At 55.4% G+C, this 18,170-nt stretch carries 19 protein-coding genes; 16 read left to right on the top strand and 3 right to left on the bottom strand.

The window, feature by feature from the left end; genetic code table 11:
* Positions 1 to 33 precede the first annotated feature (33 nt).
* The 4 genes from GC087_RS11805 to GC087_RS11820 all read left to right on the top strand — a co-directional run bounded on the left by GC087_RS11805 (position 34) and on the right by GC087_RS11820 (position 4,055).
* A complete protein-coding gene (locus tag GC087_RS11805; protein WP_058701885.1) occupies positions 34 to 1,506 on the top strand; it encodes an aldehyde dehydrogenase family protein in 1,473 nt (490 codons plus the stop codon).
* Positions 1,507 to 1,529: 23 nt separating this feature from the next.
* Positions 1,530 to 2,861 carry an NAD(P)/FAD-dependent oxidoreductase gene (locus GC087_RS11810; protein WP_058701886.1) on the top strand — a complete coding sequence of 444 codons (1,332 nt, stop codon included), beginning with the start codon at positions 1,530 to 1,532 and terminating at the stop codon, positions 2,859 to 2,861.
* A 9-nt stretch (positions 2,862 to 2,870) separates the two neighbouring features.
* Positions 2,871 to 3,260, top strand: a complete 390-nt coding sequence (locus GC087_RS11815) for a RidA family protein (protein WP_006119165.1) — start codon at positions 2,871 to 2,873, stop codon at positions 3,258 to 3,260.
* A gap of 144 nt (positions 3,261 to 3,404) precedes the next feature.
* Entirely contained in the window at positions 3,405 to 4,055 is a 651-nt protein-coding gene (locus GC087_RS11820; RefSeq protein ID WP_058701887.1) for a hypothetical protein, read from the top strand.
* Positions 4,056 to 4,177: 122 nt separating this feature from the next.
* Here the strand turns inward: GC087_RS11820 and GC087_RS11825 are convergent, their stop codons facing one another.
* Complete coding sequence (locus tag GC087_RS11825) at positions 4,178 to 5,221, bottom strand: GntR family transcriptional regulator (RefSeq protein ID WP_039340319.1); 1,044 nt, start codon at positions 5,219 to 5,221, stop codon at positions 4,178 to 4,180.
* 284 nt (positions 5,222 to 5,505) lie between these two features.
* Here GC087_RS11825 and GC087_RS11830 point away from each other — a divergent pair, with 284 nt between their 5' ends.
* From GC087_RS11830 to GC087_RS11885, 12 genes are all read left to right on the top strand, one after another.
* On the top strand, positions 5,506 to 6,882 hold the full coding sequence (locus GC087_RS11830) for an amidase family protein (RefSeq protein ID WP_058702018.1): 1,377 nt from the start codon (positions 5,506 to 5,508) through the stop codon (positions 6,880 to 6,882).
* Between the two features lie 19 nt (positions 6,883 to 6,901).
* A complete protein-coding gene (locus tag GC087_RS11835) occupies positions 6,902 to 7,777 on the top strand; it encodes a polysaccharide deacetylase family protein (protein WP_033741691.1) in 876 nt (291 codons plus the stop codon).
* 29 nt (positions 7,778 to 7,806) lie between these two features.
* A complete protein-coding gene (locus tag GC087_RS11840) occupies positions 7,807 to 9,177 on the top strand; it encodes an MFS transporter (RefSeq protein WP_162285735.1) in 1,371 nt (456 codons plus the stop codon).
* Between the two features lie 9 nt (positions 9,178 to 9,186).
* Positions 9,187 to 9,960 (top strand): SDR family NAD(P)-dependent oxidoreductase, encoded by a 774-nt coding sequence (locus GC087_RS11845; RefSeq protein ID WP_006119161.1) that lies wholly within the window; start codon positions 9,187 to 9,189, stop codon positions 9,958 to 9,960.
* Positions 9,961 to 9,969: 9 nt separating this feature from the next.
* Complete coding sequence (locus GC087_RS11850) at positions 9,970 to 10,716, top strand: SDR family NAD(P)-dependent oxidoreductase (RefSeq protein ID WP_058701890.1); 747 nt, start codon at positions 9,970 to 9,972, stop codon at positions 10,714 to 10,716.
* 12 nt (positions 10,717 to 10,728) lie between these two features.
* Entirely contained in the window at positions 10,729 to 11,013 is a 285-nt protein-coding gene (locus GC087_RS11855) for a hypothetical protein (protein WP_006119159.1), read from the top strand.
* Positions 11,014 to 11,033: 20 nt separating this feature from the next.
* Positions 11,034 to 12,053 (top strand): CobW family GTP-binding protein, encoded by a 1,020-nt coding sequence (locus tag GC087_RS11860; RefSeq protein WP_058701891.1) that lies wholly within the window; start codon positions 11,034 to 11,036, stop codon positions 12,051 to 12,053.
* 4 nt (positions 12,054 to 12,057) lie between these two features.
* Positions 12,058 to 13,254 (top strand): ABC transporter substrate-binding protein, encoded by a 1,197-nt coding sequence (locus GC087_RS11865; protein WP_324028426.1) that lies wholly within the window; start codon positions 12,058 to 12,060, stop codon positions 13,252 to 13,254.
* A gap of 44 nt (positions 13,255 to 13,298) precedes the next feature.
* Positions 13,299 to 13,745 carry an NUDIX hydrolase gene (locus tag GC087_RS11870; RefSeq protein ID WP_033741683.1) on the top strand — a complete coding sequence of 149 codons (447 nt, stop codon included), beginning with the start codon at positions 13,299 to 13,301 and terminating at the stop codon, positions 13,743 to 13,745.
* A gap of 150 nt (positions 13,746 to 13,895) precedes the next feature.
* On the top strand, positions 13,896 to 14,306 hold the full coding sequence (locus GC087_RS11875; protein ID WP_324028427.1) for a VOC family protein: 411 nt from the start codon (positions 13,896 to 13,898) through the stop codon (positions 14,304 to 14,306).
* Between the two features lie 225 nt (positions 14,307 to 14,531).
* Positions 14,532 to 14,918, top strand: a complete 387-nt coding sequence (locus GC087_RS11880; protein WP_058701894.1) for a hypothetical protein — start codon at positions 14,532 to 14,534, stop codon at positions 14,916 to 14,918.
* Positions 14,919 to 15,635: 717 nt separating this feature from the next.
* Positions 15,636 to 15,866 carry a hypothetical protein gene (locus GC087_RS11885; RefSeq protein WP_324028428.1) on the top strand — a complete coding sequence of 77 codons (231 nt, stop codon included), beginning with the start codon at positions 15,636 to 15,638 and terminating at the stop codon, positions 15,864 to 15,866.
* Positions 15,867 to 15,928: 62 nt separating this feature from the next.
* Here GC087_RS11885 and GC087_RS11890 read toward each other — a convergent pair whose 3' ends face one another.
* Both GC087_RS11890 and GC087_RS11895 read right to left on the bottom strand, forming a co-directional pair.
* Positions 15,929 to 17,275: an ISNCY family transposase gene (locus GC087_RS11890; protein WP_324030623.1), complete on the bottom strand. Its 1,347-nt coding sequence runs from the start codon at positions 17,273 to 17,275 to the stop codon at positions 15,929 to 15,931.
* A 312-nt stretch (positions 17,276 to 17,587) separates the two neighbouring features.
* On the bottom strand, positions 17,588 to 18,121 hold the full coding sequence (locus tag GC087_RS11895) for a C40 family peptidase (RefSeq protein WP_006119158.1): 534 nt from the start codon (positions 18,119 to 18,121) through the stop codon (positions 17,588 to 17,590).
* Positions 18,122 to 18,170: the final 49 nt, after the last annotated feature.

Here is an 18,170-nt window from a genome sequence, read left to right on the forward strand (position 1 = left end):
TGTCCCGCTCCTTTCTTTTTTCAAGAGGCACGTATGACTGATTTCAATCCCGATGACGTTCACCTGTCCAGCGGACACTTTATCGACGGACAATTTGTATCCGCCAGCGGTCAGGCTATGGGCATTAAACGGCCTTCTGACGGTCAGCATTATGCAGAGATCCATGAGGCGGATGCCCGTACCGTCGACGATGCCGTGACCGTGGCCGAAGCACGGCGCATCAGCAGCGGCTGGTCGGGTTGTTCGCCACGAGAACGGGGTGCAGCCCTCTCGCGCTGGGCAGACTTAATCGAAAAAGACAGTGAATACCTGGCGCAGCTGGAAGCCGTCGGATCGACCCGACCCGTCACCGATGCACGCAATATCGAAGTGCCCTTTACCGCGGCGGCCCTGCGTTTTTATGCCGAATGCGCGGACAAATACAGCGGTGACGTGTTTCCAACGCAGCACAGTAGCCTGGGCATGCTGGTGCCTGAGCCCTATGGGGTGATCGGCGCAATCACGCCGTGGAATTTTCCCCTGTCGATGGCTTCCTGGAAATGCGGCCCGGCTCTGGCGGCAGGCAACGCGGTGGTGCTGAAGCCGTCTGAACTGACGCCGTTTTCAACGGCCCGTCTGGCCGAACTGGCGGTGCAGGCGGGGATCCCATCCGGTGTGCTGAATGTGATCCAGGGCAGCGGCAAGGTCACCGGTAATGCGCTGGTAGCGCATCCGCTGGTGCGCAAGGTCTCCTTTACCGGCTCCACTGCCACCGGTGCGGCGATTATGAGCCAGGCGGCCCTGCACGGCACTAAACCGGTCACGCTGGAGCTGGGCGGCAAAAGCCCGCAGCTGGTCTTTGATGACGCCGGCGACGCCGACGAGATTGCCGAGCGCCTCTTTCTGGGATTCACGGTGAATGCCGGTCAGGCCTGCGTGTCCGGAACACGTTTGATTATTCAGAAAGGCATTGCTGAACGTGTTACAGAAAAGCTGATTGCACGCTGTCAGAAACCCGTGCCCGGCATGACCTGGCACGCGTCAACACGGTATTGTCCGCTGATTGACGCACGCCAGGGTGAAAAAGTGGCCACGATTATTGCACAGTCCGTCGCTCAGGGGGCGCGGGTGCTGGTGGGTGGAAAACGCTACGACAATACGAAAGAAGGCTGGTTCTGGCAGCCCACACTGCTGGAGAACGTCGGCCCGGATAACGTGGCGTTGCACGAAGAGATTTTTGGACCGGTGCTGACCATTCAGACCTTTACCGATGAGGAAGAAGCCCTGGCGCTGGCGCAGCATGCGGTCTTTGGCCTGTGCGCGGGCGTCCACACGTTGAACATGCCACGGGCGATGCGCTTAATGCGCGCGCTGGACAGCGGAACGGTGTGGGTTAACCGCTATCGCCGCACCTGGGATTTCATTATCCCTACCGGCGGTTTTCAGGGATCCGGCTTTGGTAAAGATCTGGGCCGCCAGGCCTTTGAGGCCTGTCAGCGCTATAAAAGTGTATTAATCGATTTTTAACCTTTCGCTGGAGAGCAGATATTATGCCCGCACCGCTCAGGCTGGTTCAGGACAGTACGCATTTTCCCGACTCGGTGGATGTAGTGATTATTGGGGCAGGCATTGTCGGCGCGGCAACCTGCTGGGCGCTCACCCAAAAAGGCTATCGGGTGGCGGTGATCGAAAAGGGCCTGGTCGGGGCTGAACAGTCAAGCCGTAACTGGGGCTGGTGCCGCCAGCTTAACCGGGATGAACGGGAGATCCCGCTGATCCTGCATGCGCTGCAACGCTGGCATGAACTGAGCAAGGAAATCGGCATGGACGTGGGATTCCGCGCCACCGGGCTGGTCTATGCAACGTGCGCGGAAAAGGACATCCGCAACTGGGATAACTGGGGGAAAATGGCGAAGCAATACGGCATTCGTAGCCAGATTCTCAATGCCGCAGAGGCAAAAGCCATGACGCCCGGTAGCCGCACAGCGTGGAAAGGCGGCGTGCATTCACCCGATGACGGTTATGCCGATCCCGCGCTTGCCGCGCCAGGCCTGATGGAGGCGGCGGTGAAAAAAGGCGCCTTTCTGTTTCAGCGCTGTGCGGTGCGCGGGCTGGATATTTCGGCAGGTCAGGTGAGTGGGGTGATCACGGAAAGAGGTCTGATTAAAACCTCGCGCGTGGTCTGCGCCGCAGGTGCCTGGACATCGCTGTTTTGTCGCCGGCAAGGCATCGATTTACCTGCAGGTAATGTCATCGGCAGTGCGTTTCGTACTTATCCCGTCGAACAGGTGATTACCCGGCCTTTCTATACGGATGCGTTTGCCTGTCGGCCACGCTCGGACGGCGGTTATACCATCGCACTGTCCGGCACAGGTCGTCTTGAGCCCGGCATTCAGGGGCTGAAATATGCCCGTCAGTTCTTCCCGTTATACAAAGCACGTCGGCTCAATCTGGAAACCAAAATTCGCCTGACCTCCTTTTTACAGGGACCGGAGTCGCTGGCGCGCTGGTCAATGGAGCGCCCGTCACCCTTTGAAAAAATCCGCATTCTGGACCCGACGGTGTCGGATGGCGTGGTGGAAAAGGGGCTGATGGCCATCGGCCGTGAGTATCCTGCGCTGGCCGGGCTGCGAGTCACGCAGGCCTGGGGCGGCGTCATCGACTGTATGCCTGACGATATACCGGTCATCTCCACCGTGCCACAGCTTCCCGGTCTGGTTCTGTCGGCGGGCTACAGTGGGCATGGCTTTGGCATCGGGCCCGGTGCCGGCCGCCTGACGGCCGATCTGGTGACCGGTGATGATCCCATCGTGGACCCCACGGCGTTCCGTTACAGTCGTTTCCGCGATGGCAGCGCCCTGAAACAACCCGGTATGATGTAAGGAGAAAATATGCTTCAGCGATTGCAGGCGCGTGATATCAATGATCAGCCGCATCCCGGTCATTACTCCCACTATTGTCTGGGGGCAGGAATGATGTTTATTTCGGGTCTGTTACCGGCCACGCCCGCAGGGGAGATGCTCAGCGCCGCGCCCTTTGCCGATCAGGTCCTGCAGGTCTTTGCCAGTCTGGATACCTGCCTGCGCCAGGAGAATCTTACCCGATCGCAACTGGTGATGGTCAGAGTCTATCTGGCTGACATCGCATTATGGGATGATTTTAATGCGCTTTACGCGCAGTGGCTGGGGAGCTGGAAACCCGCCCGCGCTGTGGTGCCGGTTTCCGGACTGCATTATGGTGTCCTGTTAGAGATTGAAGCGACGGCGGTGCAGACGCGTTGAACGGCGCGCTTTGCCCGCGGCGCGTCGCCGTAAGGGATGGTAAAATGCGCATATGCTCGTCAGGAGAAGGCCGCCAGGCATGAAGCTCACCGCAGAATTCTTCAGGATACCGGTTTCGCGAGTTGAGTGGCGTCAGGCACAGGCATGCCGCTGGCCAACGCGATTATGGATTACACGAACATTTTTATTCGTCTGGGGTGCGGGCGGCGGTTCGATCGTAAGCTTCCCGCCTGGTCAGACTATATTCGCGGCCTGCGGCACAACCCCGATAAAGATGCTGAGTATACGCTGGCTGTCTGGCAATCCCGGCCGCCTGTTGCCCCACCCGATGTGGTGGGTCGTTCGGGCTGTTTCTCATTCAGTCTGGAAACGGATCGGTCCGCACGCATTCATTTTGAGCCCACTGACGGAACGGTTTCGCCCCTGTGTGACAGCGAGGTCGCCGCGCGTCAGCGCGAATTGTGCGGTTTACTGGCGCAGATAGTGACTCTCACGCCCGCGGTAAAAACCCTTCGTGGGCTGTCGTGGCTCTACCATCATCACCGCTATCGTCGGCTGTTTCCGCCCGCGTACCTGCGTTCGGCCATGCCGGTCAAAGACCGCTACCGTAATATGCCGCTCTGGGGACAGTTTTTGCGCTGGGACGGTAGCCTCAGAGCAGAACGTGCGTCGCACTTGTATCAGCATATTCAGGGCGAGTTTCATCCTTCCCGCCTGGCGACCGGTTTTCCGCTTCAGCCGCTGGCGGTCAGCGCACCGGTGACTGTTTTTCAAGCGTTTTACGCGCGTCGGTAAAGAGGCTGAGTCAGCATGTCCGACATGACGCGTTCAGCGCTGAAGAGGGAACCGGTGACGGGCTAGTGTGACAGAAGGAGAAGACGTCGCTTTTGACGTGACAGCGTCACCTTTATAAGCGGCTAGCGCCGTGCCATAAAATCCGGAAAGGCCGGAACAGGCAGCACAGATAACACTTTCAGCCGCTGCAACGTGCGAACCTGCGCGCGCTCCAGATGATCCTTCATGCAGGCGGCCGCCAGTTCCCAGTTCCGTTTCAGCAAAAATTCATAGACCAGGCAGTGTTCATCCAGCATGGCACTGTCGACAGGGATACGCAGCAGGTCATAGAAAATGCGCGTGACGATGAAGGGCGACTGGTGTTGTCGCAGTATCTGCATCATCAGCTTGTTACCGGCAGGCTCCAGGCAGCGAATGTGCAGATCTTCTTCCAGGGTTTCCAGTTCAATAGCCGTTAACTGCTTACCCTGCGATTTTTTCGCGTTATCCAGCCGCGACTTCAGCCAGTCGACGTCCAGCCGTTCGCCTGCTTTACGCAGCGCTGCGGGTTCAAGATTGGCCCGGATTTCAAAATGGTCGCCCAGCTCGCGCGCCGTTAACGGACCGGTAAGCCACTGGGAATAGGGTTCTTTTTCCACCAGGCCTTTATCACGCAGGCGCATTAAACTCTCACGAATCACGCCCCGGCTGGTGGTGTAATAGTGTGCCGCGTCCTGCTCATCCACCTGATAGCAACCAAAGATCATCGCGGTCGACAGCACACCCTGGAGGTGCTCCAGCACTTTTTCACCCGTACTGCGGGTGTCGACCAGTTCCTCATGATGCGCCAGCCCCAACAGTTCGCGCGTCAGGGCAATGCGCACGGGTTCGACGTCCTCATCGTCGCGGGCCACGATAAAGCCCCGGCCTTCAAAGCGGGCAATCCAGCCTTCTTCATGCAGCATACTTAACGCCCGCCTGACCGGCACGCGGCTGGTGCCGAACAGCTGTGCTAACGGACCTTCCAGCAACACCAGGCCTTTAGGAACAGCGTTTTGCTGCAGCACGTTAAGCAGCACCTGGCGGATGATTTCATAACGCGCAGAACCGGCGTCATCCATGTCTGCTCCATTCATTATGTTTCGCATTGTCTTTTTCCGCTCCCATCCTGCCCGCCAGATTATCACATCTGAGGAAATAACGACGGCTGCCCGCGCACAGCACTGCGTTAGTGCACGGCGCTCTAAAATGGATCATAAATAAATTAGTACATTTAATACAAAGACAGGATTTTACTCAGCCTGCACAAATGTCCGTCACCACCCCCAATTTAAGCTTTTGTTATTACTGATTTAAATTATTTAATGATCGATAAGATCACAAATATGTAACTTAACAGTCCTTTTCCTGGCATTGTTATTGCTATCTTCAAATGTACATTAAATTGCAATATACATTTAAAGGTAAGCGTGTGCAGCCAGATACCGTCCGTCAGCTATACATTCAGGGTCAGATCGATGCGCTGGGAATCAGTGCGCTTTATGCACAGCACCGCCTTTCACCCCTGGCGTTTACTGAGGCCTGCCTGACCGCCGCAGAAAATGCACCTTCGGTGTTTATTTCGCTCACCCCGGCGCGCGCCCGTGAAGAGGCCGAAGCCTCAATGCAGCGCTGGCGGCAGGGCCAGCCGTTGAGTCCACTGGATGGAATTCCGGTGGCCTGGAAAGACCTGTTCGACCTTCAGGACTGCCAGACCACCGCCGGTTCGGCCACCCGGCAACACGTTTCGCCCGCCCGACAGGATGCACCCGTCGTTGCCCGGTGCGCGGCGGCGGGCATGGTCACGATCGGCAAAACCAATCTCAGCGAATTTGCGTTTTCCGGACTCGGCCTGAATCCCGCGTTTGGTACACCGGTTATCCGGTCATCAGCGGGCAGCCTGCACGCGCCGGGCGGATCGTCCAGCGGGGCAGGCAGGGCAGTCGCGGAAGGCCTGGCCTGTATCGCGTTTGGCACCGATACCGGCGGATCCATTCGTATTCCGGCCGCATTCAGCGGCATTACGGGCTACCGCGCCAGCCGTGGCCGTTATGCCATGGACGCCGTTTTTCCGCTGGCCCGCTCGCTGGATACCCTCGGCCCGTTATGCCGCAGCGTCCGGGATGCTATCGCTCTTGATGACATCCTGTGCGGTCCGGATACCACCGCCTTTCCTGAACCCCGTTTCCGGGTTGACGACGCGCTCCTCATGACATGCCAGCCCGCCGTTCGCGATAACGGCCTGAGAATGCTGGATCGCCTCGACGCGGCCGGCTTTGCCATTGACCGCCAGCCGCTTACCGCGTTTACGCAGGCGCTTGACTGGATCGCTGAAAAAGGCTGGCCGGGTGGGCGCGAAGCCTGGTTGCTGCATCGCCTCTTATTAGCCTCACCTGACGCAGAACGCATGGATGCCAGAGTGCGCGAACGTCTGCTTGCCGCCAGCGAGCAGGACCCGGCCGTGCTCGATACCTTTCTGACCCAACGTCAGCAGTGGCAACAGGCCCTGGCGGCGGAGCTGGCGGGCGCAATACTGATCACCCCCACGGTGGCCCATACCGCACCGGAACTCGGTCCGCTGATGCAGGACAGCGCGCTGTTCGCCCAGACCAACGTGGCCACGCTGCGCCTGAGCATGCCGGGCAGCCTGCTGGATATGCCGGGCATCGCCCTGCCGAGCGGTACCGATGACCGTGGGTTGCATACCAGTCTGCTTTTCTCTCTACCGGCTGGCGAAGATCGCCGGCTTCTTCACGCTGCCAGCCGACTGGCAGGTCTTTTTACCGCAGACGATTCGGTCTGCGCTTAACGCTCCAGAGGAAGAAAAGATGGCGAAAGAAATCTTATGTGCATTTGGTGTGGATGTGGATGCTGTTGCCGGCTGGCTCGGCTCTTACGGCGGGGAAGATTCCCCTGACGATATCTCTCGCGGGCTGTTCGCCGGAGAAGTGGGCGCACCGCGTTTGCTGAAAATGTTTGCTGAACATAATCTGCGCACCACCTGGTTTATCCCCGGTCACTCAATCGAAACCTTCCCGGCGCAGATGAAAGCGGTGGTTGACGCCGGCCACGAGATTGGCGTGCATGGCTACAGCCATGAAAACCCGATTGCCATGACGCCCGCGCAGGAAGAGGCGGTGCTGGATCGCAGTATTGAACTGGTGACGCAGCTTGCGGGTAAACGTCCAACCGGTTACGTCGCGCCCTGGTGGGAATTCAGCAATGTGACTAATGAGCTGCTGCTGAAAAAAGGCATCAAATACGATCACAGCCTGATGCACAACGACTTTCATCCTTACTACGTTCGCGTAGGCGACAGCTGGACCAAAATTGACTACAGCCAGCATCCGGACACCTGGATGAAGCCGCTGATGCGCGGCGAAGAGACCGACCTGGTAGAGATCCCCGCTAACTGGTATCTGGATGATCTGCCACCCATGATGTTTATCAAGAAGTCACCGAACAGCCACGGTTTTGTCAATCCGCGCCATCTGGAGGAGATCTGGCGCGATCAGTTCGACTGGGTATATCGCGAAAACGACTATGCCGTCTTTACCATGACGATTCATCCCGACGTATCAGGCCGTCCGCAGGTGCTGCTGATGCTGGAGCGCCTGATTAAGTACATCCAGAGTCACCAGGGCGTGCGTTTCGTCACTTTCGACGAAATTGCCGACGACTTCTTAGCGCGCCAACCGCGTTAAGCCTTTTTCTCTTGCAGAGTGATCACGACATGAGCATCTACAAAAAAAAATCCGTTAACGGCTGGCAGCCCCAGCAGTTAACCACCAGGGATGTCAAATTCGCTACATGGATCGCCTTCTTCGCCTGGATCTTCGCCGTCTATGACTTCATCCTTTTCGGCACCTTGCTGCCGGAGATCGGCGGTCATTTTGGCTGGAGCGAAGTCGAACAGTCTGAAATTGCTACCTGGGTCGCGTTTGGTGGGGCAGTGATCGCTCTGGCCATTGGCCCGCTGGTGGATCGCCTGGGACGGCGCATGGGCATCGTTATTACCGTGGGAGGCGCGGCCCTGTGTTCGCTGCTGACCGCAATAGGGGGATTATGGGGTAAGGGCGCATTGACCGCCATTCGCTCCGTTGCCGGTCTGGGTTATGCAGAGCAAACGGTTAACGCCACCTATTTATCAGAACTCTATACCGCGCTGGACGATCCCAAACTCAACAAACGGAAGGGATTTGTCTACAGCCTGGTGCAGGGCGGATGGCCGGTCGGTGCGCTGGTGGCCTCGGCGCTGACCGCGATTCTGCTGCCGATTATCGGCTGGCAGGGCAGCTTTATCTTCGCAGCCTTTCCGTCGCTGGTGATCGCGCTACTGGCGCTGAAGCTGAAAGAAACGCCTCAGTTTGAAGTGCAGAAAAAAATCAAAACGCTGCGGGAGCAGGGTAAAGAGAAAGATGCACGCCAGGTCGCAGCCGACTATCAGGTTCCGTATGAAGATCAGCCGAAGTCAGGTTTTGCCTCGGCATTTCGCGGCACGGCGTTGCGCTCAACCGTGGTACTGGGTGTTGCCATTTTGCTGAACTGGTTCGCCATTCAGATCTTCAGCGTTCTGGGCACCACGGTAATTACCAAAACCCACGCGGTCTCGTTCAATAACTCTTTACTGATCCTGATTCTGTCTAACCTGGTGGGCTATTGCGGCTATCTGGCACACGGCTGGCTCGGTGACCGCATCGGTCGTCGCAACACCATCGCGGCCGGCTGGATGCTGGGCGGTATCGCCTTTGCCGCGATGCTGTTCTGCCCGGACAACTTTGCCATCATCGTGGCCCTGTACAGCGTCGGTCTGTTTTTCCTGATTGGTCCGTATGCGGCCGCGCTGTTCTTTATCAGTGAAAGTTTCCCGACCGCCATTCGTGCTACTGCGGGCGCATTAATTATGGCGATGGGGCCGGTGGGCGCAATTGTGGCCGGTGTCGGCACCACCTCAGTGCTGAGTCAGGGTGGACACTGGCAGGAGGCGGCACTGTGGTTTGGTGCGGTTCCGTGCTTTGTCTCGGGCATCATTATTCTGTTCGCCCGGCCGGTCACGCAACTGAATACGCACATCGCCGCCGCCTCCACTCAACCTCAGGCCTAAGGAAACCCTATGCAGAATGCAAACACAGCCCCGGTTGCCGCGATCAGCGGAGCCGCAAGTGGGATTGGACTGGCGCTGGCAACGCTGTATGCCCAGAGAGGCGTGCGGGTGATAGCGGGCTATTATCCGCAGGATCCCCACGATCCGGCCGTCGCGGCCGCGCAGATTGAAGCGGCGGGCGGTGACGCGCTCTGGCTGCCGCTTAACGTCGGATCCACCGACTCGGTGGACGCGTTTATTGCGCAAGGCGTACAGCACTTTGGACGGCTTGACGCGGTCGTCGCCAATGCGGGCATTCTGCGTCGGGCAGAGATTGAGGAGATGAGCGACGCACGCTGGGATGAGATGCTCAATGTCGATCTGACCGGCGTGATGCGCCTGTTCCGTGCCGCTGCCGCCCACCTTCAGTCGGGGGCCAGCCTAGTTGCGGTGTCGTCGATTGCGGGCGGTGTATATGGCTGGCAGGCGCACGCGCACTATGCCGCCGCGAAGGCGGCGGTGCCCGGCATTTGCCGCTCGCTGGCCGTCGAACTCGCGCCGCGCGGGGTGCGATGTAATGCCATCATCCCCGGGCTGATTGAAACGCCGCAGTCGCTGGATAAGGATAATTCGCTTGGCCCGGAAGGGCTGGCGAAGGCGGCGAAGGCAATTCCGCTGGGCCGCGTCGGACGCGCCGAGGAAGTGGCGAAAGTCATTGCGTTTCTCACCAGCGACGAGAGCAGTTACCTCACCGGACAGAGTCTGATTGTCGACGGTGGACTCACCGTTCGCTGGCCGGATTAAGGAGAACCCATGCAACTCAGGATGAAACGTTGTGTAATCAGCGGCGCGGCCAGCGGCATCGGGGCGGCCATCGCGATGCTGTTCGCCCGCGAAGGTGCCCATCTGATACTCACTGACCGCGACAGTACAAAGCTCAAGACTGTGGTTGATCAGTGTCGCCAGTCTGGCGTGCCGTGTTTTGGCATTGTGGCCGATGTCGGCGAGGTGGAAGGCGCCACGGCGGGCGTGAATGCCTGCCTGGCGCAGTTCGACGGAATCGATATTCTGGTGAATAACGCCGGAATGCTGACCCAGGCGCGCTGTACCGATATCACGCTGCCCATGTGGGAAGAGATGATGGCTGTGGATTTACGCAGTGTCTTCCTGGCGACGCAACGGGCGTTGCCGTCCATGCTGGCGCAGCGCTGGGGCAGGGTGATCAACATCGCGTCGCAGCTCGGTATCAAAGGCGGTGCCGAACTCAGCCATTATGCGGCGGCCAAAGCCGGCGTATTAGGCTTTACCCGCTCGCTGGGGCTGGAGGTGTCCGCAGATAATGTGCTGGTGAACGCCATCGCGCCCGGTCCGATTGAAACGCCGCTTATCGATGGCATCAATCAGGCATGGAAAACGGCTAAGGCAGCCGAACTGCCGCTGGGACGTTTTGGCCGGGCGGAAGAGGTCGCGCCGGTAGCGTTACTGCTGGCAAGTGAGCCCGGCGGTAACCTGTTTGTTGGCCAGACGCTTGGCCCAAATTCCGGCGATGTTATGCCCTGAGGAGAAGCCGATATGTGCGGCGTTTGTGGTTTACTGGACAGCGGTCCGCAATGGAGCGATGCGCTACAAAACGATCTGCCCCAGCGCCAGTTGCGGTTAAAGCAGCTGGCGCTGCTCAACCGAACGCTTAAACCCTGGCGGCTCACGCTGACTGAGTTTCATGCCAGTTGGGTGCTCTCCAGCCCAACCGGTCAGCAGGTGATGGTGAATTCACTGGACCTGTTGTGGAAAGAGGTCGAGAAGATCACCAAACGCCCGCTTGATCCACTGGATGAAGCCTGGCTGGCGGCGCTGTAAGGCATACAAGAGGAGCGGCTATGCTGCACGATAAAAAACTGCCGCTGCATATCCTTAGCGGTTTCCTGGGAAGCGGCAAAACCACGCTGCTGAAAGGCTGGCTGGCGCAGCAAGATCTGAACGACGTTGCATTGCTGGTTAATGAATTTGGTGAGGTGGGCATCGACCATCATCTGCTGAATGAAGTCGCGCCCGATACGGTGCTGCTGCCCAGCGGCTGCGTCTGTTGCCAGATTCGCGGCGAACTGAAAACGGCGTTACTGGATCTCTATGAACGGCGCGTGCGCGGCATGCTGCCGCCGTTCAGCCAGGTCATTCTGGAAACCACCGGCCTTGCCGATCCTGCGCCCATCCTGTCAACATTGCTGCACGATCCCCAGCTTAAACATCACTTCAGTCAGGGCACGCTGGTGACGCTGGTCGATGCCGAGCATGCCCGGCAGCAGTCGATGCATCAACCGGAATGGATAGCCCAGGTCAGCGCGGCGGATAAGCTGTTGCTCAGCAAATGCGACCGTATCGGACAGACCGAACGTGTGGCGCTTCAGGCCTGGATTGCCGGGCTGAACCCTATGGCGGAACTGAGTGACACCGTGCAGGCGCTGGCCGATCCGGACCCCTTATTTGGCCTGCGCCTGGCAAAAGGCAGTGGGCAACAGCGGTTTCGCTGGCTTGGCGCAGCCGGTGCGTCCGGTTATCGTCTTGCATCCCATGACGAGAATCCGCATCCGCTTACGCAAACCTGCGTGATCACCTTAGAGAACGCCCTGAACTGGCCCGCGTTTGCTATCTGGTTGTCAATGCTGTTACATAGCCATGGTCAGTCTGTATTGAGAATGAAAGGCATCTTACGTTTCAGCGGCAGCAGCTCACCCGTGGTGATTCATGGCGTACAGCATACGTTACATCCGCCCGTTCACCTGAATGACTGGCCCGGCGATGTCGATACCTCAAAACTGGTGTTTATTCTGCGCGGACTGGATCCCGAGCGACTGAAACAGGGATTCAGCCGTTTTCAGCAGGCGGTAAAGGATAAGTAAAACAATGAACGCTGCGGCGAAAGTTAACGATCAACTGACATTGCGCGTACTGGGCACCTCGGTCACGCTGCTTGAAATGTTGCGTGTCCGTGCGGAAAGCGATCTGGGTATTCGCATCGAATATCTACTGCACAGCGTGGAAGATGCCCAGCGCATTGCGGTCATGCATCCGGAAAGTTATGACCTTTACGATCAGTGGTTTCATAATATCGATTTTGTCTGGCCTGCCCGGGCAATCCAGCCGCTGGAAATCAAGCGACTGACATACTGGAACGAGATTACGCCGCTGGCCAAAACCGGCAGGCTACGTCCCGATCTGCCGTTAGCCGATGGCAGTGTACCTTCGGAGCGACTGTATGTTCAGCGCGATATGCATTTAGGTAGCCACGCGAGTGACCATATCAGCATGTTGCCGCTTACCCATAACGTGGACAGTTTTGCCTATCATGCCGACCGGCTGCCTGCGGTGCTGCAACAGCAGGAAGAGAGCTGGGGCTGGCTGGTACATCCTTCGTTGACGGGGCAGGTGGCGCTACAGGAAGATGCGGCCATGGGCGGTATTGATGCGGCGCTGGCCATGCAGGGGGCCGGGCTGGCACGCTTTGCGAATATCGGTAATCTGACGCTTGATGAGATCGACCTGTTAACACAACAGCTGGCGCGCCTTCACCGTAACGGCCATTTTGCGGCCTTCTGGGCATCGCAGGATGAGGCATGCGATCTGATTGCCAATCAGCAGGTTGAAGTACAAAGTCTATGGGCACCCATCTATTTTCGTCATCATTTCCATCAGCGCGGCTATAAAATGGCGCGACCACGTGAAGGCTACCGTGCGTGGTACGGCGGCATGTCGCTTTCTCGCTGTGCGACCGGCAAAATCAAAGAGGCGGCCTACGACTACCTTAACTGGTGGCAGTCTGGCTGGCCCGGTGCGGTCATGGCGCGGCAGGGTTATTACATTTCTAACGCGGAACGCAGCCGGACGCATCTGTCGGCAGCGGAATGGGATTTCTGGTACGGTGGTCAACCCGCACGCGAAGTGCTGCTGGATGCCTGGGGCGCACCGCTGATTCCCCAGGGGGAAGTGCGCGATGGCGGAAGTTACGAGCAACGGATGAGCCACATTGCCGTCTGGAACGCCGTGATGGATGAACATAACTATCTGACGCGCCGCTGGCAGGATTTTTTGCGGCCCCGTTGAAAAATCTTTATCCGTGAGCACGCCCCCAATAAAAGGAAGAGACTATGCGCACGCGCCGCTCGGCCCGGTTACTGATCCTGAATGCTTCCCATGAGGTGTTGCTGTTTCGTTTTGTGCATTCGCAGGATGCGCTGGCGGGCAGCGCATACTGGGCAACGCCCGGCGGCGGCGTAGAGCAGGGCGAATCTTTTGAGCAGGCGGCGGTCAGGGAACTGTATGAAGAAACCGGCATTCACCGTGCCGATGTGGGTCCGTCTGTCGGTGAGCGATGCTTTGCCATGACGCTGCCTTCGGGCGAGATCGTGCAGGCACATGAGCGGTTCTTTATTGTTACTGCCGCAGGGAACGAGATTAACACACTGGGCTGGAGTGAAAATGAGAAATCAGTCATTGCCAGTTCGCGCTGGTGGACCGTCAAAGCACTCAGTGAAACAACCGAAACGGTTTATCCCGCCAATATTATGAGCCTGTTGCCTCTGCAATATACCTGAATGCATTCTGACCGGCTCTGATTAATTCGCCTCGTTTTTTTTGCAATTCTGATTTATGTTAAATAGCAGGCTATTATGTGCGCGTGCTTTTGCATCACGGCATAATCTGTTTAATGCTGGTTCTCTTTACGCCTGACCAAAGAGGTGAAAGTGAACTTACTCAAGATCGACCACGTCCATATTTATGTGCATGACCTGAAGAAAGCAGAACACTGGTATAAACGGATGCTGGGTTTTTCACGCGATGAATCGTTGCTGTTTTGGTTTACGCAGGGCGGTCCACTGGTGCTGAAAAATAATGCTGCCGTAATATCGCTGTTTTTAAGAACCCATCAGCCGCCGGGTAACACCGTGGCATTTAGCCTGGATGCCACGTGTTTCTGTCAGTTATTACGCATCCTGGTCGCGCAATCCATACCTTATACAGTCAGCGATCATCAGGTGTCGATGTCCGTTTATTTTTGCGATCCTGACGGAAATCAGATTGAACTGACGTCTTATCAGTACGCGGAAGCGAAGGAAAACCTGGCGATATTTGAGGACAGCGTGCATCGGCCATAAACAGGCACTTGCCTTGTCCGGTAACGTTAATTGAGACTGACCATCACTCTCTATGCTCATTAAACGCAGAATAAAAAAGAAAAGGGCGGTCTTTTTTCGAGGCACGCCATATTTTGATAACGCGCGTTGTGATTACACCGCGACATCGTTATTTTTTTCAAGAAACGTCTTTAGAAGCCGATATTAGTTAATTCACATCAGCTATTGCGTTAAGGAGAACCTAAAATGACGTATTTGCATATTAAACAGCCATCAGACGACGAAGGATGTGGTATCGCGGTTATGGCCCGATTACATCAAAAAAGTTATGATGAGATGTTGTCAATTGCTATGGAAAATGGCTTCTGCGACAAGAAGAAACGTGTCAATCTCGCGCAAATGAAAAGATTTCTGGGTTATAAGGGATTAGAGAACGTATCGTATAAAAGACACAACGGGGCCAGCGTACCGACGGATTGTGGTATTTTTCATGGTCGCTGGAATAACGTTAAAACCGGGACACGTCACTGGATTGCTTACCACGATGGTCTGTTTTTTGATCCGCTTTTGCCTCAACCCGTCTCGCAATTATCCGCGCAGTTTTATGTGACGCAAATTTTCAAACATCCTTAAATATTCATTGCCTGGAAGGCCAATGGGGAAGTTAATAGTCAACGTGAGCACCTTGCAAACTGCTAAATTCGGGGCCGGCCCCTGGGTTGGCTTTTAATATCCTTCATCAGGCATCATAGATCTGTGGGTACCGATATCAGACAGCGTTTCGTATTAATCGATATGGGTGAATGTTGTGGGGATTTCGGTACCTCAGTACGCTAATTTTTACGTAGCCGCGTCAGTTCAGGTTGCAGACGTCAGTTCGTGGCTGATCAGCCTCAGCGATGGAACCAGGCAAAACATCACGTCGCCGCTTTTCGGTATTCACTGCCTGTAAGATGTTTTCTCAACGTCAGGTGAGTTGTCATCAAGAACGGCTGATGCGCGTTTCGGGTGACAGACATGAGTTGCAGTGGTGACTCGGTTATCACTGGTAACGCGCACGGCATCAGATTTTGATGTGGCCTGAAGACGAGATATGAGAGCACATAAACAGGCGAAGCGAAGACAAAGCGAAAAAGCAGAGAAAATGGTGCAAAACCGGAAAAGACGCAGAACACCCCATATCGGAGCCTGATGTATAAATGTTATTGCAAGTTTAAAATGTCACGCAATCCCCCAAAATAGAAATGTCACTTTTGTAGGGAATGGCTTAAATTCCATTTGAAAAAAGATCTTCCTTCTGGCTATTATTTTTAATAATTCATCACTTCACACTCTGCTACGAGGTATGCCATGAACGTTAGTAAATCATCATCAACTCAGCATACTGCTGCCGATGGGCGCATCTATAATGATTCAAAAGGGAGGCCTGTCGGCCTTGCAGGTAAAGTAAACAGAGTTACAAATACCGTTGATGTACCGAAACAATATCCACCACAGACGCCTGAAGATAAAAGACATATGGATATGCTTTTTAACAAGTGCTTCAGTCATGCAGAAAAATACCTACAATCAAAAAAATAGATAACTGATTACTATCAATGGCTAATTAATTTTGTATTCAGTCTGGAGCATATCAGCCAACGCTATCTTTTAAGACTTGCTCTGAACTCTTCTGGATTGACCAGAACAGGATTGATGGCTTTGAGTTGTTCCTGAACACGGGCCTGTGCCCGGCGTTTCGGCATGCTTTTGCTTCGTTCGCGTTTGCCCTGACGGTCCAGCTCATCCATTTTATCCTGTGCCAGTTTCAGCACCGTACCGAGGCGTTTGTTGTCAACTATTTTTCCCTGGTCAATGCAGTCAAGTTTGTCGAACGCATGATATTTCAGTGAGCGGTGGGCATATTTAAAGGCTAAAGTGCCGTCTGGATAGTCATATACCATGATATTTTCGCCAGCAAGGCGTGAGTTTTCTTCTGTCGGTTCAACCAGGTAAATAATTTTGTCATAACGGAATGTCAGTGATTTGGTGAGTTTTCTTGTTTCCTGCCAGGCAAACATGTCATCAAGTTCCTCAACACTTTCAGTGATCGGCCGGTGCAGATTTTTAGGGAATCTGGGCACACGGGCAAAACGACCGTTAAAACTATCAATAAAGGTTTCTAACCAGGCATTGGCTTGCTCAATACTGCAGATCCCTGCCAGACGCATTTCTTTGATAAGCCGGTCCTGTAGCGTCTGATTAGCCCGTTCGACCCGGCCTTTTGCTTGAGGACTGTTGGCACAGATTAGATCCACACCGATATCATGAAGTAACCGTCCGAACTGCGTTGTTCCCGTCTTTGCCCCATTCGGGTGGTTAACACGGAAAACCCCGTGTTTATCGCTGTAAAAAACCAGGGGCTTACCGTGCTTGTCAATGTATTCGCGGGTGGCCAGCATATAATCAAACGCGGATTCGGTTTCCCCGAAACGCAGGTGCATCAGCTGGCCGGTTGCATCATCAACAAAGACGAGCAGACAGCATTTCGGAGCGCGTCCTTCAAACCAGTCATGAGGTGATCCGTCGATTTGGATTAGTTCTCCAAGGCAGTCACGCCGGTTGCGGGGCTGATATACACGAGGTTTACGCCTGACGTAAGGAACCCACAGGCCACTCGCGATCATCCATTTGCGTAGCGTTTCAACGGAAACAACAATCTCGTGCCGTTCTCTGAGCTTTTCTGCTGCCAGCGTTGGCCCGAAATCACTGTAATTTTCATGCAGCAGAGCCAGCACACGCAATCTGAACGACTCCGGCAGATTGTGGTTGCCCTGATTTCCCCGGTGCCCGTGAACCAGCCCCGCAGCACCAGACTCGCGGTAGCAGTTCATAAGGCGCTGAACTTGGCGTTCAGTAAGATCCAGCTGAATGGCTGCATCGCGACGGCGCAAACGTTTTTCAACAACGGCCTGAATGACGCTGGCCCGGTGTAATTCCTTATCTGACATAGTCACCAACATTCGAATGTCCTTTTTGTAGCATAAGATTCATCCCTTATGCCGCAAAAAGTGACATTTCTAAATGGTTAAAAAGTGACATTACTATATTGGTGTCACAATAAAAGTACGCATAATGTATATTATGTTAAATAGGATGTCCGGTTACGCACTCAGTCAGCCCGTTTACGCCTTTCCTGCCTCACCGCTTCTTTTTGTCCGCTTCTGTACCCACAAATCACAACAACGCTACGTAAAAAACTGGCGCTTATCCCTGTGCTGGATTGGCAGATTTCACGTAGCGTTGCCTGGCATAATTCACGTTTAGCTGGCTCTGTTCAGTGTTACCTGCGCCCCGTATTCTCGCGTCAGACGACGCGCCTGGTAATAAACCGATTTCCAGTATGGGTTGTTCAGTGATGAGCGAATCACGCCCTTGCTGGCCGACGCGTGAATAAACTGATTATCCGTATCGTAGAAGCCTACGTGCATGCCGCCACCAATGCGGAAAAACACCAGATCGCCTGGTTGCAGATGTTCCGGTGTGACACGAACGCCCATATGCAGCAGATCGGCTGTGGTGACGCGGTCCATTGGCAGATTGAAACGATCGTGCAAGGTTCGCCAGACGTAGCCCGAGCAATCCACGCCAGACAGCTGTGTGCCGCCCCATTGGTACGGCGTATCATGCCAGGTGTGCATTTGGTCATGCAACGCCGCGACGATAGGAATCAAATCCGGGTTTTGCGATGCGTCAGCGGCGGCGGTGTCCTCGGGTTCATCTGAATGATGATGACTGCAACCAGAAAGCAGGAGCATAAGGCCGGAAAGAAAAAAGAATGAGGTTTTACGCTTCATCGAATAATCCGCACAGTAAAGATAACAAGGTGAGCAACGCTAAGGGCTT

It is taken from the genome of Pantoea sp. JZ2 (assembly GCF_035191405.1).
Lineage (GTDB): Bacteria > Pseudomonadota > Gammaproteobacteria > Enterobacterales > Enterobacteriaceae > Pantoea > Pantoea stewartii.